General features: G+C 43.0%; 10 protein-coding genes. All 10 read left to right on the forward strand.

All coding sequences use genetic code 11. The features are described from left to right. Positions 1-94: 94 nt before the first annotated feature. Positions 95-2,653 (forward strand): methyl-accepting chemotaxis protein, encoded by a 2,559-nt coding sequence (locus LI288_RS03665; RefSeq protein ID WP_227089475.1) that lies wholly within the window; start codon positions 95-97, stop codon positions 2,651-2,653. Positions 2,654-2,897: 244 nt separating this feature from the next. Beyond that, on the forward strand, positions 2,898-4,139 hold the full coding sequence (glyA, locus tag LI288_RS03670) for a serine hydroxymethyltransferase (RefSeq protein WP_227089476.1): 1,242 nt from the start codon (positions 2,898-2,900) through the stop codon (positions 4,137-4,139). A gap of 202 nt (positions 4,140-4,341) precedes the next feature. Continuing rightward, positions 4,342-5,868 (forward strand): sodium/proline symporter, encoded by a 1,527-nt coding sequence (locus LI288_RS03675; protein ID WP_227089477.1) that lies wholly within the window; start codon positions 4,342-4,344, stop codon positions 5,866-5,868. Positions 5,869-5,894: 26 nt separating this feature from the next. Continuing rightward, positions 5,895-6,818 carry a hypothetical protein gene (locus tag LI288_RS03680; RefSeq protein ID WP_227089478.1) on the forward strand — a complete coding sequence of 308 codons (924 nt, stop codon included), beginning with the start codon at positions 5,895-5,897 and terminating at the stop codon, positions 6,816-6,818. Then, the gene (locus LI288_RS03685) at positions 6,790-7,809 is read left to right on the forward strand and encodes an SPL family radical SAM protein (protein ID WP_227089479.1); all 1,020 of its coding nucleotides are present in this window, start codon (positions 6,790-6,792) and stop codon (positions 7,807-7,809) included. The genes LI288_RS03680 and LI288_RS03685 overlap by 29 nt, the downstream gene beginning before the upstream one ends. Further along, positions 7,797-8,546, forward strand: a complete 750-nt coding sequence (locus LI288_RS03690) for an SDR family NAD(P)-dependent oxidoreductase (RefSeq protein WP_022433072.1) — start codon at positions 7,797-7,799, stop codon at positions 8,544-8,546. Before LI288_RS03685 ends, LI288_RS03690 begins: the two co-directional genes overlap by 13 nt. A gap of 74 nt (positions 8,547-8,620) precedes the next feature. Next, positions 8,621-8,815, forward strand: coding sequence for a hypothetical protein (locus LI288_RS03695; RefSeq protein WP_022433073.1), 195 nt, complete (start codon positions 8,621-8,623; stop codon positions 8,813-8,815). Positions 8,816-8,827: 12 nt separating this feature from the next. Further along, positions 8,828-12,502, forward strand: coding sequence for a pyruvate:ferredoxin (flavodoxin) oxidoreductase (gene nifJ, locus LI288_RS03700; RefSeq protein WP_227089480.1), 3,675 nt, complete (start codon positions 8,828-8,830; stop codon positions 12,500-12,502). A gap of 274 nt (positions 12,503-12,776) precedes the next feature. After that, a complete protein-coding gene (locus LI288_RS03705; RefSeq protein ID WP_227089481.1) occupies positions 12,777-13,811 on the forward strand; it encodes a hypothetical protein in 1,035 nt (344 codons plus the stop codon). Positions 13,812-14,275: 464 nt separating this feature from the next. Next, positions 14,276-15,079, forward strand: a complete 804-nt coding sequence (locus tag LI288_RS03710) for a hypothetical protein (protein WP_227089482.1) — start codon at positions 14,276-14,278, stop codon at positions 15,077-15,079. The last annotated feature ends 317 nt before the right edge of the window (positions 15,080-15,396 follow it).

The following is a 15,396-nucleotide window of genomic DNA, read 5'->3' on the forward strand; positions in this document are numbered from 1 at the left end:
AAAAAAACGTACAAATAATGTATGATAATATCATCTAAATTGCAGACATTATCGTGCAGTTAAAATATTGGAGGAAAAATAAAGGAGTATTATAATGAGTGGTAAAGAAACACAACAAGGCAATTATAAATTGCCGGGGGAGAATACGGCAGGGGAGTCTGTGGCAGTACCGTCATCAGAAGCAGCCGTGGAAGAATATGATACTCTTGATAATAACGGTATACAGGAAACAGCAGATTCAGCAGATTCAGCAGATTCAGCAGATTCAGCAGATTTAGCAGATTCAGCAGTGCAGGCAGAAACAGCAGAAACAGCAGAAACAGCAGATTCAGCAGTGCAGGCAGAAACAGCAGATTCAGCAGAAACAGCAGATTCAACAGATTCAGCAGTGCAGGCAGAAACAGCAGAAACAGCTGAAATTGCGGATACAGCCGGATATGTGGGAACGGATAATGTTGAGGAATCGGAACCCATGGACACAGACGGCATAATGTTTGAAGATGTACCCCAGGAAGATGCAGAGCCGGACAGTGAAGCGGCTCATGCAGGGAATAAAAGGAAGGGCATAAAGAAGATCAAAAAACCGGAGATTCCACAGGGCAGACTGCTTGTTAAAATAATGTCGAGCATTAAATTTAAGCTGATTGGTGCATTTATCATACCGATTGCATTGATTATTATTCTGGGTGTGGCTTCTTATACAACTGCTTCTAAAGCAATTACAAAGAGTTATACACAGTCATCGCAGTCGACGATTACCAAGACGGCAGATTACTACAACCTGATGTTTACGAATGTAAAGGCAACGGCAACGGATATGGTTAATAATTCCATGGTGCAGGAATACTATTCCGGTGTATACGGCAGCGATCCGATTACAGAGGGCAATAATTATGCAACACTGCGTGCCAATTTAACCTCTACAGCACTGGGAAATAAGGCAATTTCAAATATTTACATTTTTGGTAATTACGGAAAGCCTTTATACACGGCAACGATAAAAGATGCTGACAGTGCAGGATATATAGACAAGATTAAAAATTCTGCAGAAGGTAAGACAATTGACCAGAAGCGTTCTACATGGTTTTCAAGCCGTGAAGTATTGGATGCGGCAGGCGGCGCGGCAGATTATTCTGTAAGCTTTGCAAGGCAGCTGCTCGGAACATCTAAAAAGGCAATTGGTTATATGTTCTTTGACTTGGATGTTGATTATGTTACGGAGCCGCTTTCAGATATTGATATGGGTTCAAAGAGCATTATCGGTCTGATTGCGCCGGACGGCGGTGAAATCGTAGTATCTAATTATATGGATATTCAGGATGGACAGCAGTATTTTACGAATCAGGAATTTTTTACAAAGCTTGCAGACAGTGAAGATGTAAGCGGAAGCTCTTATGTAAAATATAATGGCAGAAAGCAGCTGTTTATCTACTCCAAGACAGACGATGGATTTACCGTATGTGCATTGATTCCGCAGAGCGTGATTGTATCACAGGCACAGAAAATCCGTATTGTAACCATTACCATTGTAGTGATTGCATTCCTGATTGCGATGGTAATCGGCGGCTATCTTGCTTATTCATTCAGTCTGACGATTAAAAAGATTATGGATAAGCTGGAACTGGCAGCAGGTGGTGATTTAACCGTACATATTGATGTTAAAAGCAAAGATGAATTTGGAAGGCTCGCGGCAAGTACCAATGGCATGATTGATAATGTAAAGCAGCTGATTGAAAAGACAAAGACAGTATCGGAACGTGTGGATACTTCGGTATCAACCGTTTCGGACAGTGCAAAACAGCTGTTAGCTGAAACACAGGATATTACAGCTTCTATCGAAGCGATTGAACAGGGCGTTGTCCAGCAGGCAGAAGATTCAGAGCATTGTTTAAGACAGATGGATGCTTTATCAGATAAGATTAATATCGTATCTGATAATTCGGATAAGATTGCAAAGATTGCTGATGTGACAACCGGTATCGTAGCAAGCGGCATGGCTTCAATTAGTGAGTTAAAGATTAATGCCGGTTCAACGGTTGAGATTACACATCAGGTTATTGAGGAAATTGCACAGTTAAAAGAATCGTCCAAGGCGATTGCAAAAATTGTTGATGCGATTAATGAGATTGCAGAACAGACCAATCTGCTTTCGTTAAATGCTTCGATTGAAGCAGCAAGAGCTGGCGAAGCAGGACGTGGTTTTGCAGTTGTAGCTTCTGAAATCCGTAAGCTTGCAGAGCAGTCCGTAAACTCAGCAAATGAGATTCAGAAAATCATCGGTACGATTAATGACAAGACCAATGATACCGTTAGGATTGCAAAGAAAGCCGAAGATGTTGTAGAGGTACAGGGCGAATCCCTTGAAAATGCAGAGAAGGTTTTTGCACAGATTCAGAGCAGGTTTGAAGAACTGTTAAGTAACTTAAATGAGATTACAGGCGGTATTGATACAATTGCCGAAGCAAAATCCGTTACAATTGATTCTATCCAGAGTATTTCGGCAGTATCCGAGGAAACAGCAGCATCTTCCGAAGAAGTAACCGAAACAGCCAACAGACAGCTCGGCGCAGTGGAAGGACTGAATACGGCGGCAGAAGATTTATTAACAAATGCACGTCATCTGTCAGAAGCCATTGACTTATTTAAGATTTAATTATAAAATCATAGGAAAGATGTTGGGAACAAAAGCCCCCAACATCGATACCTACGGATTGTTCCGTGCTGTGCACTCTCACAATCCTACCCAATATTCGCATATCGTGGGATTGAAATCCCACTTTTAGGCTCATATTGGGCGGGTCAAAAATTCACTCACCCACTTATGAGCTAGCTCATGTGGGTGAATGAACTTTTGACCCTGGTATCGTAAGAATTATAAAAAAATGGAGGTTGTATTCATGTATTCATTCAATGAAGTATCAAGTTTTGATCCGGATCTTGCAAAAGCGATGGATGACGAACTCGCAAGACAGAGAAGCCACATCGAGCTGATTGCATCAGAAAATCTCGTAAGTAAGGCAGTTATGGCAGCAATGGGTAGTCCGCTTACCAATAAGTATGCAGAAGGATATCCGGGAAAGAGATATTACGGCGGCTGTGAGTATGTTGACGTAGTAGAAACACTGGCAATAGAAAGGGCAAAGAAGTTATTCGGCTGTGAATATGCCAATGTTCAGCCACATTCTGGTGCACAGGCTAACTTAGCAGCATTCTTTGCTATGGTAGAGCCGGGAGATACCGTTATGGGAATGAGTCTTGACTGCGGCGGACATTTATCACACGGTTCACCGGTTAATATTTCAGGTAAGTATTTCCACATCGTACCTTACGGTGTAACCGCAGAAGGCTTTATCGACTATGATGAAGTATTAAGAATCGCAAAAGAGTGCAAGCCGAAGATGATTATTGCAGGTGCAAGTGCATATGCAAGGGTTATTGACTTCAAGAAGTTTAGGGAAATCTGTGATGAAGTCGGTGCATATTTAATGGTAGATATGGCACACATCGCCGGTCTTGTAGCAGGCGGTGCACATCCAAGCCCGATTCCGTATGCAGACGTTGTTACAACAACAACCCATAAGACACTGCGCGGACCAAGAGGCGGTATGATTTTAAGTTCAGCAGAAGCTGCTGAAAAGTTCAAGTTCAATAAGAGCGTATTCCCTGGTATTCAGGGCGGTCCGCTGATGCATGTTATCGCAGGTAAGGCAGTCTGCTTAAAGGAAGCCTTAGACCCAAGCTTTAAGACGTATGCAGAAAATGTTGTAAAGAATGCACAGGCACTCTGCAACGGATTAATGAACAGAGGATTTGATATCGTTTCCGGCGGTACAGACAACCACTTAATGCTTGTAAACTTAATCAGTAAGGGAGTTACAGGTAAGGAAGTAGAAAAGCTCTTAGATGCAGCCAACATCACATGTAATAAGAACACGATTCCGAATGACCCGGCTTCTCCGTTTGTAACAAGCGGTATCAGACTGGGTACGGCAGCTGTTACAACAAGAGGCTTTAATGAAGCGGATATGGATATTGTAGCAGATGCAATCGCAATGCTTGTAGAAGATGTCGATGCAAATAAGGCAAAGGCTATGGAACTGGTTAAGGGATTAACAGACAAGTATCCGTTATACGAATAATACATAAAAAGTAATAGAATAAAATAGAAAAGCTGCTGCTTTCATCAATCAAAACCTGAAATCCGGACAGAACCCAGTCGGAAATTCAGATACACAGATTGAAAAGCGGCGGCTTTTTTGTTGATTTGTCGAATATTTATTTACTGAAATTTTAATTTGTGTTATAATTTTATGGTTTAAATCGAAAAAAAGAGGTAGAATTATGTCACAAATTATTATTATGGCCGCGATTCTTATATATCTTGCGGCAATGTTAGGTGTTGGTTTTTACTGCTCGAAGCAGAATAACAGCGTCGATGATTTTTATCTGGGCGGCAGAAAATTAGGCCCGTTTGTAACAGCGATGAGTGCGGAAGCATCAGACATGAGCAGCTGGCTGTTAATGGGACTTCCGGGTGTTGCCTATCTTTCCGGTGTTGCAAGTGCAGCATGGACAGCCATTGGGCTTGCAATCGGTACATATGTCAACTGGCTGATTGTAGCCAGAAGAATCCGTGTGTATTCCAAAGCCTATGAGGCATTTACCGTGCCGGATTTCTTTGCAAAAAGATTCGGTGATAAGAAAGGAATCCTGACAGGCATTGCGGCACTGATGATTATTATCTTCTTCATTCCGTATACGGCTTCCGGTTTTGCAGCTTGTGGTAAGTTGTTTTCCAGCCTGTTTGGGGTGAATTATATGGCAGCTATGATAATCAGTGCAGCAGTCATTGTCGGCTACTGTGCATTGGGCGGATTTCTGGCAGCAAGTACAACCGATTTGATTCAGAGTATTGTTATGACAATCGCGCTGGTGGTTGTAGTGGTATTCGGTATCAATGTTGCGGGTGGATTAGATGTGGTAATAGATAATGCAAGGCAGCTTCCGGGTTATCTGGATTTCTTCCACAGCTATTCGGTAGAAACACAATCTGCGGAAAAATACAGCTTTTTAAGTATTGCTTCTACAATGGCGTGGGGATTGGGCTACTTTGGTATGCCGCATATTCTGCTTCGCTTCATGGCAATTGAAGATGAAAATAAATTAAAGATTTCAAGACGTGTGGCAACCGTCTGGGTTGTGATTTCTTTAACAATTGGTGTATTTATCGGTATTGTAGGTTACAGCATGTCAAAGGCAGGCGCAATTGAAGTGCTGACAGGCAGCAATTCTGAAACGATTATTGTACGGGTGGCACATTTATTGAGTACATACGGTGCGATTCCGGCGATTATCGGCGGACTGATTCTTGCCGGTATGCTCGCGGCAACAATGTCTACGGCAGATTCACAGCTTTTGGCGGCGGCTTCCGCAGTATCACAAAACCTCGTAAAAGATTGTTTTCACATTAAGATTACCGAGAAAATGTCCATTGTAGTGGCACGAATCACTGTTATTGTGATTGCCGTTATCGGTGTATTTATGGCAAGCAACCCGGACAGCTCTGTATTTGATATTGTATCCTTTGCATGGGCAGGCTTCGGCGCAACCTTCGGACCGGTTGTACTGGTATCTTTATTCTGGAAGGGTGCGAACCGTTACGGTGTTCTTGCGGGTATGGTATCCGGCGGTGTCATGATTTTCCTGTGGAAATATGTCATCGCAAAGCTTGGCGGCGTATTTGCAATCTATGAACTGCTTCCGGCATTTATCGTAGCTGTAGCAGTTATTGTTGTTGTCAGCCTTGTAACCGGAGGACCAGAACAGGAAGTGCTTGAAAAATTTGAACAGGTTAAGGCACAGAATTAGTAAGAAATCAAAAATGAGGAGAAGCGATGATTTATTTATTTACAGCGTTGTATGATGAAGCCTATCCGTTTTTGCAGTATTACAAAATGAAAAAAGAAATAAATTCCCTTCCGTTTGAAATGTATCGCTGTGAGGAACAGCAGATATGCCTTACAATTACGGGAACGGGAGAAATTACAGCCGCGACAGTTGTCGCGGCTGTCTGTGCAATGGGACATGTGAAAGCGGGAGATATCTTTGTGCAGTGCGGCATATGCGCAGGCGCAGAACAGAAAAAAGGTGTGGCTTATCTGTGCAGCAAAATTACGGAAGAAGCGACACAAAAGACATTTTACCCGGATATTTTATACAGGCATCCGTTTCCCGAAGCTGCGGTTGTAACAGGAATGAACGTGCGGCGGAAAGCAAGTGTGTCAGAGGAACATGTATGTCAGAAAGCGGATATGCCGCAAAATACGGATACGGCAAATCCGGTGAAATTATGTGACACGGAATTATATAATATAGAATTATATGACATGGAAGCGGCGGCGGGGTATCAGGCGGCACATCATTTTTTCGGTCCGCATCAGATGTTTTTTATAAAAATCATATCCGATAACGGTGTACAGGAAAAAATGTCCGCAGATACCGTGCGTGAACTGGTGCAGGCACAGATTGGACAGATTGCGCAAGCCGTGGAACGGTTTGCAGCGGCAGAAAGAGATTATGCGCGGGAACAGCAGGTGTTATCACAAGAGGAACAGCGGCAGGCAGAACGTCTTAGTCATGATATGCACTGTTCCGCCGTCATGGAAGCAGAACTGTTCCAGCTGTTAAAGTACTGCCGGTTATCGGGTATAGATTATGAAGACATAATCCGGGACGGTTATGCGGCAGGAAGTCTGCCGTGCAAGGATAAAAAAGAAGGGAAGCGGTGTCTTGAACAGCTTAGAAAAGAATTGTTATAACGGACGGTTTTCGCATATTTATGTGGAAGAAGCGGTTTGGAATCATCCGAGAACACAAAAAATTCTGTCCCGCTTTCCGCAGGCACAGGTGATACCGGTACATCATTATAAAGATGTCTTCTGCCGCAGGGGACAGAGCGTGGTCAGACAGCATAAAACGCAGAATCTCATTCTGGCAGAAAAGAAAAACAATCTCATTTATCAGGGCGCGCCGGTCTGCCAAAGCTTTGGTAATCACTGGTTTTATTATACGTCCTGCATGATGAACTGCATTTACGATTGCGAATACTGCTATCTGAAAGGCATGTATCCTTCTGCAAATGTAGTGCTATTTGTAAATTTAGAAGACATTTTTGCAGAAGTGGAGCGTTTGTTAGAACAGCACAGCGTTTACCTGTGTGTGTCGTATGATACGGATTTGCTTGCGGTCGAACCGGTCATCGGTTATACGGCAGAGTGGATGCGGTTTACGACGGAACATGAAAATCTTACAATTGAAGTGCGGACAAAAAGCGCCAATGTGCATTATTTTAAACAGCAGGCAGTCACAGAGCGGGTAATATTTGCATTTACCATGTCGCCTCAGCCGGTCATTGCGGCATATGAACATTTTACGCCGGATATGCAGGCGCGGATTGCGTGTGCGGCAGAAGCAGTACAGCGGGGATTTTCCGTGCGTCTGGCATTTGACCCGATGATTTACTGTAAGGACTGGGAAAATGTTTATGCAGAAATGCTTCAATGCGTTGACGAACAGATTGACTGGAAACGGCTGGTGGATGTAAGTGTCGGAAGTTTCCGCATTTCAAAGGAATATTTAAAAAATATGCGGAAGAAAGAGCCGCATGCGGCAGTGGTGCAGTTTCCGTATACCAATGTGGGCGGTGTGTATCAGTATCCGCCGGAACTGCTGACGCGCATGGAGGGATTTCTGACCGGACAGCTTGAAAAAAGACTGCCAAAAGAAAGGATATTTTTATGGGAAGAATAGAGCAGAACACGGATATGGCAAATGTGGCAGATACGGCGGTTGTAACGGGATCGTCTTCCGGAATCGGACTGGCACTCAGCCGTATGCTTGTCAAAAATGGGTATGAAGTTTTTGGTTTTGGAAGAAATTTTGAAAGAGCAGAAGCACAGGAGTTTTGCAAAGAACAGCCGGAAAAATTTCATGCGGTGGTCTGTGACATTACGGACACGCAGGCATTGTGTGCGCATATTAAAGAGATTGATAAGAATTACCGTGTCACGGTGTTGGTCAATAATGCGGGGGTCGGTTATTACGGTCTGCATGAAGAATTAAATCCGAAAAAGATTCAGAAAATGGTGCGCACGAATCTGGAAGCACCGATGATTCTGACACAGCAGCTTTTGCGAACATTAAAAAAGAACAGGGGGACAGTCTTAAATATATCCTCTGTTACGGCAGCGCAGTCCAATCCGCACGGCTGTGCATACGGTGCGACAAAGGCAGGGCTGTCCGGCTTTGCAAAGAGCCTGTTTGACGAGGTGCGCAAATACGGTGTGCGGGTGATTACGATACAGCCGGATATGGCAAAGACCGATTTGTACCGCAATGCAGACTTTTGTGAAGGAGAAGAAGAAGCATCATACCTGCTGCCCGAAGAAGTGGCGGAAGCGGCGGCATTTGCACTGGCACAAAGAGAGGGGCTGGTAGTGACGGAAATCACAGTAAAGCCGCAGTTCCACAGGATACGGAGAAAATAAGCCGTAAATGGTGAATAATCGGCGGCACACAGGCAATACTGAATGTCATAAAAACATCGAAAGGAAGCAATGCGATGAAAGAAGACATTCAGCAGGCACTTGACGGCAGAAAAAATGCACGGTTACACAGTACACAGGAAAGAGCGGGTGAAAAAAATACAGCCCAAAACGATATAAAACAAACAGATACGGCGGCGGAAGTTCCGGTGATTGATGAAAATGCTGCCCTCCATGCCAAAGAATGGGTGGATAACGGCAGCCGGTTATAAATGGAGGATGTTATGGGAAAAGTAATTATGACCGTAGACGGGAATACTGCCGCCGCTTATACCGCCTACGCATTTACACAGACTGCAGCGATTTATCCGATTACACCGTCATCGGCGATGGCAGAAACGGTGGATAACTGGGCAGCACAGGGCAGAAAAAATATTTTTGATGAAACGGCAGATGTGGTGGAAATGCAGTCCGAAGCCGGAGCGGCAGGCGCAATGCATGGCATTTTACAGTCGGGAACACTCGCCTCCACATTTACGGCATCACAGGGACTGCTGTTAATGCAGCCGACTCTTTACAAAATGGCGGGAGAACTTCTGCCGGGGGTACTGCATGTGAGCGCACGTGCGCTGGCGGCACAGGCACTTAGCATTTTTGGTGACCACCAGGATGTCTGTGCAGTACGCCAGACAGGCTGTGTCATGCTCGCATCGTCATCGGTGCAGGAAGTTTGCGACCTTGCTGCCGTAGCACATTTATCGGCAGTCAAAGGAAGACTGCCCTTTATCCATTTTTTTGACGGCTTCCGCACGTCCCACGAAATCCAGCGGATAGAAGCATTGTCCTATGAAGATTATGAAGAAATGCTTGACAAAGAAGCGGTGCAGGCGTTCAGGGAACGCGCGCTGTCACCAAATCACCCGGTTATGCGCGGAACGGCGCAGAATCCGGACATCTATTTCCAGACAAGAGAAGCTGCGAATCTTTTTTATGAAAAAATTCCGGGAATTATAAAAGAATATATGGCACAGATTGAGAAAAGAACCGGCAGAACATACCGCTTTTTCCAGTATTACGGTGCTAAAAATCCAAAGTACGTAGTAATTGCCATGGGTTCGGTGTGTGAAACCATACGGGAAATCCTGCCGCAGATGAACTGTGCAGATACGGATTGTGATACCGGCAGTTCCGGTATGCAGGACGACATCATGCAGGACAACAGTGGTATATACGGCATGATTCAGGTGCATCTGTTCCGCCCGTTCAGTGCAGAAGATTTTTTAAAGGAACTGCCGGAGGGCGTGAAGCGGATTGCCGTGTTAGACCGGACAAAAGAACCGGGCGCACTTGGAGAACCGCTGTATCTGGATATCTGCGGCGCGCTTTACGGAAAGAAAAATGCACCGCTGGTTATCGGAGGGCGGTATGGACTTGGCTCAAAGGATACGACACCCGCGCAGATTGCCGCAGTCTTTGACAACCTGACGGACGTACAGCCGAAAAATCATTTTACAATCGGAATTGAAGATGATGTGACACATCATTCGCTTGCCGTTCATCCGGATTTTCCGATACAGACACCGGCAGGGCTTATGCAGTGCAAATTCTGGGGGCTGGGTTCGGACGGCACGGTGGGTGCAAACAAGCAGGCGGTCAAAATCATCGGGGAATATGCAAAGCCCTATGTGCAGGGATATTTTTCGTATGATTCCAAAAAGTCGGGCGGACTTACGGTTTCCCACCTGCGTTTTGGTGATACACCGATCCGTTCGGAATATCTGATACAGGAAGCAGATTATATCGCCTGCCACAATGAATCCTTTTTAAACAGCGGATACGACCTGACAGAAGGCTTGAAAGAAAACGGCATATTTGTATTGAATACGCAGTATGGCGCAGAGCAGATTGGCGGAAAACTGCCCAAAGAAATGGTTCATGCGCTGATCGAAAAAAATGCACGGCTCTATCTGATTGATGCGGGAAAGCTGGCACACAGTCTGGGACTGGGAAACCGCATTAATATGATTATGCAGGGCGCATTTTTTCATCTGACCGGGATTCTGCCGCAGGAAAAAGCACTTGCCTGTCTGAAAAATTCCATACAGGCGGCATACGGAAAAAAAGGTGCAGACATTGTGGAAAAAAATATAAAGGCGGCAGAATACGGTTTTCTGGAAACAAAGCTTGTGCCTGTTGAATTGCTCCAGTCCACAAGAGAAGAACGGGAAAATGTGCAGGAACCCGAATTTATTGAAAACATTTTAAGACCTATGGAAAAGGCAAAGGGGGACAGTCTTCCCGTCAGCACTTTTTATCCGCTGGCGGACGGCACATTTCCTGCCGGTACAACCGCATATGAAAAACGCGGTATTGCGGCATTTATTCCCGAATGGATTGAAAAGAACTGTATCCAGTGCAACCAGTGTTCGTATATCTGCCCGCATGCGTGTATCCGTCCGTTTCTGTTAAATGAAAAGGAACAGGCGCTTGCACCAAAGAATTTTGAAAGCAAGGCGGCGGCAGGAAAAGAGCTTGCAGGACATACGTTCAGGATACAGGTCAGTCCGCTCGACTGTACAGGCTGCGGCAATTGTGCGGACATCTGCCCGGCAAAGGAAAAGGCGCTTGTCATGCAGCCTGCCGCAAAGCAGATAAAAGAACAGGCAGACAACTGGGCGTTTGCTGTCAGTGCGGTGGCGGATAAGCCGGAGCTGATGACCAAAGAAACGGTCAAAGGCAGTCAGTTTGCACGGCCGCTCATGGAATTTTCCGGTGCGTGTGGCGGGTGTGGTGAAACCCCGTATATGAAGCTTGTGACACAGCTTTTCGGGGAACGCATGGTGATTGCCAATGCGACAGGCTGTTCCTCAATCTGGAGTGCTTCCGCACCGTCCATGGCATATACGTGCAATGCCAACGGAAAAGGTCCTGCGTGGGCAAATTCCCTGTTTGAGGACAATGCGGAATACGGCTACGGTATGCTGCTCGGTGCAAAAAAACAGCGGGAAACGCTGATACGGCTGGCGGAAGAATTTGTCAGGGAGTGTGAAAGCGGCGTGGAAAATGACGGCATTGCAGACAGCGGAAGCGGGATATCAGAAGCGCTGGAACACTGGCTTGCAGTGCGTGATAATCCAACAGCCTGCACTGCGGCGGCAGAAGAGGTGCGTGAGAAGCTGGCGCAGGGGTTGAAAGAGGCGGTAACGCGGTCAGATGTACCGGTGGCGGTATCGGAACAGGCAGAACGGACGTTACGGCAGATTCAAAGGTTGTCGGAAATTCAGAAGCGGGTGGATTTTCTGGTGAAACGCTCACAGTGGATTGTTGGCGGGGATGGCTGGGCATACGATATCGGGTACGGCGGATTAGACCACGTCCTTGCCAGCGGTGCAGATGTGAATGTCCTTGTCTTTGATACGGAGATTTACTCCAATACCGGCGGGCAGGCATCAAAGTCCACACCGGCAGCAGCCGTGGCAAAATTTGCCGCCGACGGTAAAAGGACGGCAAAAAAAGATATCGGCGCAATGGCGATGACCTACGGCAATGTCTATGTGGCGCAGATTGCCATGGGCGCGGATAAAAACCAGACGATAAAAGCGATTCTGGAAGCGGAGCGGTATGATGGTCCTTCCCTGTTAATTGCCTATGCACCTTGTATCAGCCACGGTATTAAGGAGGGCATGGGAAAGAGCATGGCAAGCATGAAACAGGCGGTAGATGCCGGATACTGGCATCTGTACCGGTATAATCCGCAGCTTATAAAGGAAGGGAAAAATCCGTTTTCACTGGATTCCAGACCGCCAAAGGCTTCCTTTACGGAATTTTTAAGAAGCCAGTTACGCTATGCGGTGCTTGAAGCGCAGTATCCTAAGGAAGCGAAGGCGCTGTTTGCAAAGGCAGAGGAAGATGCCGGCAGACGGTATCAGCGGTATCGGGAAATGGCGGAAAGAATATAGAAAGAACGAAAATCCACAGGAACGGCAGGTGTAAATCCGGCTGTTTCTGTGGATTTTTGTGAATTTTGTGGCAGGTGTGTAAATATATAGAAAAACTATTATTATAGGTTGTTTTTTTTTTTTCATATATAATGGGCAAAAAGGTAAAAAATAGCAAGTATACTAATACTGTGTATACATTAACATTGGTTGTAATGAAAGAGGGAGTGAGTAGAGATTATATTTACAAGTTGATAATTCAAAATAAATACAGACAGACGAGAGGAGATTAGATATGGAGTCAATTAAAGAAGTTTTAAAAAAAGTATTATCAGATGATTTTATTAAAGAATGTGCAGAGGATTTTACAAAAGACGGCATCGAACAGCTAACCGGAACAATGCTGGGGGCTGTTACAAAAACTTTTTTTGAAAAATGGAATTATTGCAGAGCACTTACACAGGCAGAGAAAGAAGGCACTGGTGCGAATCAGAAACAGTTAAAAGAATTTATAGAAAATTGGAAATCAGATTCAAGTGTATATAGTGAAGATGAGCTGAATGATATGTTTGAAAGAACATACCAAGAATTGCAGAAAAATTCAGAAAATTTTAAAGAAGTTGACAAAGAAGAATTATGCAAACAATATAAAAAGTTTGTTACAGAGTATATGAAGTCATTAATGTCAGAGGTTACGACAGGGGAGAAAATAGTGATACAGAAAGTGGATGGCATTAGAGAAAATATTAAAGAGGTGTCTGATAATACGCAAGAAGCAAATAGAATATTGCAGGATATGAATAAAAATGCTGATGTACCTATTATAGATTTTGTGAAAAATATAGTGAAAGTGAAACATTACGATTATAAATATACAGGTTTATATAACACATTTGATTATGTAGAAGACACTTATGAAGAAGATGCTGATAGTTGCTATGTATTTTCGTTTGATGTTAATAATATTGGTAAATGCTTAGTAAAAAGTATAAAAATTAGTAATTTGAAAGTGTACTATAAAAAACCGGATGATTCTGAACCATTACGGTATGCCAGACTGTATATGGTAGCAGATGAAAAAACAGAAAAAGAATGTGTAGTTAATATGCTTCCGAATAGTCAGGAAAAAATTCGATTTGCAGTACAGATGGAAGAAGATGAGGATGATTTTATGGAGGATGCAATACATAATGAAATGTGTATTGCATTCAATATGAAATTGTTAGGAGAAGATAATAATTGCAGCGAAAAGTTAATGATTATTAATATTAGTAACGATTTAAAAGAATTTCCTGTAGGGGAATATTCAATTGATTCAATTAATAGTTAGTTGAAAGATAAACTAAACGTATTGTATTAAAAGTGAAAAGTCCTGTAACATTCACCGGCAATAAAAAGCCGCGAATGTTGCAGGACTTTGTAAAATACAAATGCAATTTTTATACAGGATAAATGCTAAAAAACAAAGAAATTATGGGAGATGTTGTAAAAAAAGCTATTAATATGAAATCCCACAAGACAGTGACCGGGATAAAGTGTAAGTACACCTCGACCGTAAAAAAGACATGATTTTGATATTCATAATAATTATGAAATTAATTATTATGAATGCAAAAACATGTAAAAAAAGAAAGTAATATGCAGACAGCATTACAAAAAGTAGTTATGACATTAAAAATAAAGCACATACATATGAAAAAAGCAACACAACATCCCCAAATCACTCATACCCAAACCACAACATCATAAAATAATGAAGTACCATAAAACCAGTCTTTCAAAAAGGAGAAAGCCATGAAAAAGAAAAAACCAATCATCATAACAACAGCAGTCATTATACTTTGCATTATCACATTGATATTGGGAATCAAAGTAGTCCAGAAGAAAAAAGAAGTACAGATAAAACAGGAACTCATACAGTCACAAGAAGAATTAATTAATTACATAAAAAATGATGGCATGAATGTAGAAAACAAAGATATCTATACTGCCAGAATAGAAAAGGTAACTACCCAAGAAGAATTAGACCCAATTAAACAAGAATATGAAAAAGAAACAGAAGTATTAAGAGAAGCAATAGAAGAAGAAAAAGCAGAGTTGATAGAGGGAATAGGAGAGAGGGGATATATAGGAGAGGAAGAAGTAAGTAAATACACAACAGAGTTAAAAGAGATAAGAACGAATGAGGAATATGAAAAGAAAAAGGTAGAGATAGAAGAAGCAGAAAGACAGAAAGAAGTAGAGGTAAAGGAGGAAGTGAAAGAGAACCTTCCAAAATTTTCTAATATAGATAATGAAAAATATTATGACATGATAGATGATGCCACATCAAAAGAAGAAGTAATGGAAGTTATAAAAAAGCAGAAAGAAGAGTATGTAAATGATATAAACCAGAAATTGGAAAGCAGAACAGAAAGTTCAGGTGGAGTAAGGGAAATAGGTTCTGTGACCAGTGGTGGAAGCAGTAGTGGTGGAAGTAGTAGTACATCAGAAAGCAGTAGTTCAAATTCTGATTATGAACATTTACAAGCACATGAAGGTTCTGGAATAGATTGGAGTAAGTATAATACAGGAGATGGTGGATTCAATTTTAGATAACAAATTTTTTTAGGGTTTAACAAAAGAAAAATCCTGTTTCAGAACATGAGAAGTATACAAAAGAAAAAAAATATTTTTAATTGAAAATGGGGAAGGAGTAGAAAATATGGTGAATATTAAAAAAAATAAAACAGGCAGTATCCATTGTATTAACAGGTACACTGTTTATCACAACAATCCTGCCAATATCAAATGTATATGCAACAGACCTTCCAAGTCTTGGAACTGTTGAGGGAGAATCCAATGGAAGCAGTGAAAGACTTGGACCTACATATAATACTGAATTTAATGTAGGTGAACTGGGAGCAGACAGTGTA

This window comes from Lachnospira pectinoschiza, assembly GCF_020564355.1.
In the GTDB taxonomy this organism is placed as follows: Bacteria; Bacillota; Clostridia; order Lachnospirales; family Lachnospiraceae; genus Lachnospira; species Lachnospira intestinalis.

Bases quoted from the DNA above. Each gene is read 5' to 3' on its own strand.
- LI288_RS03695 (WP_022433073.1), top strand. From the start codon at position 8,621: ATGAAAGAAGACATTCAGCAGGCACTTGACGGCAGAAAAAATGCACGG.
- nifJ (WP_227089480.1), top strand. From the start codon at position 8,828: ATGGGAAAAGTAATTATGACCGTAGACGGGAATACTGCCGCCGCTTAT.
- LI288_RS03675 (WP_227089477.1), top strand. From the start codon at position 4,342: ATGTCACAAATTATTATTATGGCCGCGATTCTTATATATCTTGCGGCA.
- LI288_RS03690 (WP_022433072.1), top strand. From the start codon at position 7,797: ATGGGAAGAATAGAGCAGAACACGGATATGGCAAATGTGGCAGATACG.
- LI288_RS03710 (WP_227089482.1), top strand. From the start codon at position 14,276: ATGAAAAAGAAAAAACCAATCATCATAACAACAGCAGTCATTATACTT.
- glyA (WP_227089476.1), top strand. From the start codon at position 2,898: ATGTATTCATTCAATGAAGTATCAAGTTTTGATCCGGATCTTGCAAAA.
- LI288_RS03665 (WP_227089475.1), top strand. From the start codon at position 95: ATGAGTGGTAAAGAAACACAACAAGGCAATTATAAATTGCCGGGGGAG.
- LI288_RS03680 (WP_227089478.1), top strand. From the start codon at position 5,895: ATGATTTATTTATTTACAGCGTTGTATGATGAAGCCTATCCGTTTTTG.
- LI288_RS03705 (WP_227089481.1), top strand. From the start codon at position 12,777: ATGGAGTCAATTAAAGAAGTTTTAAAAAAAGTATTATCAGATGATTTT.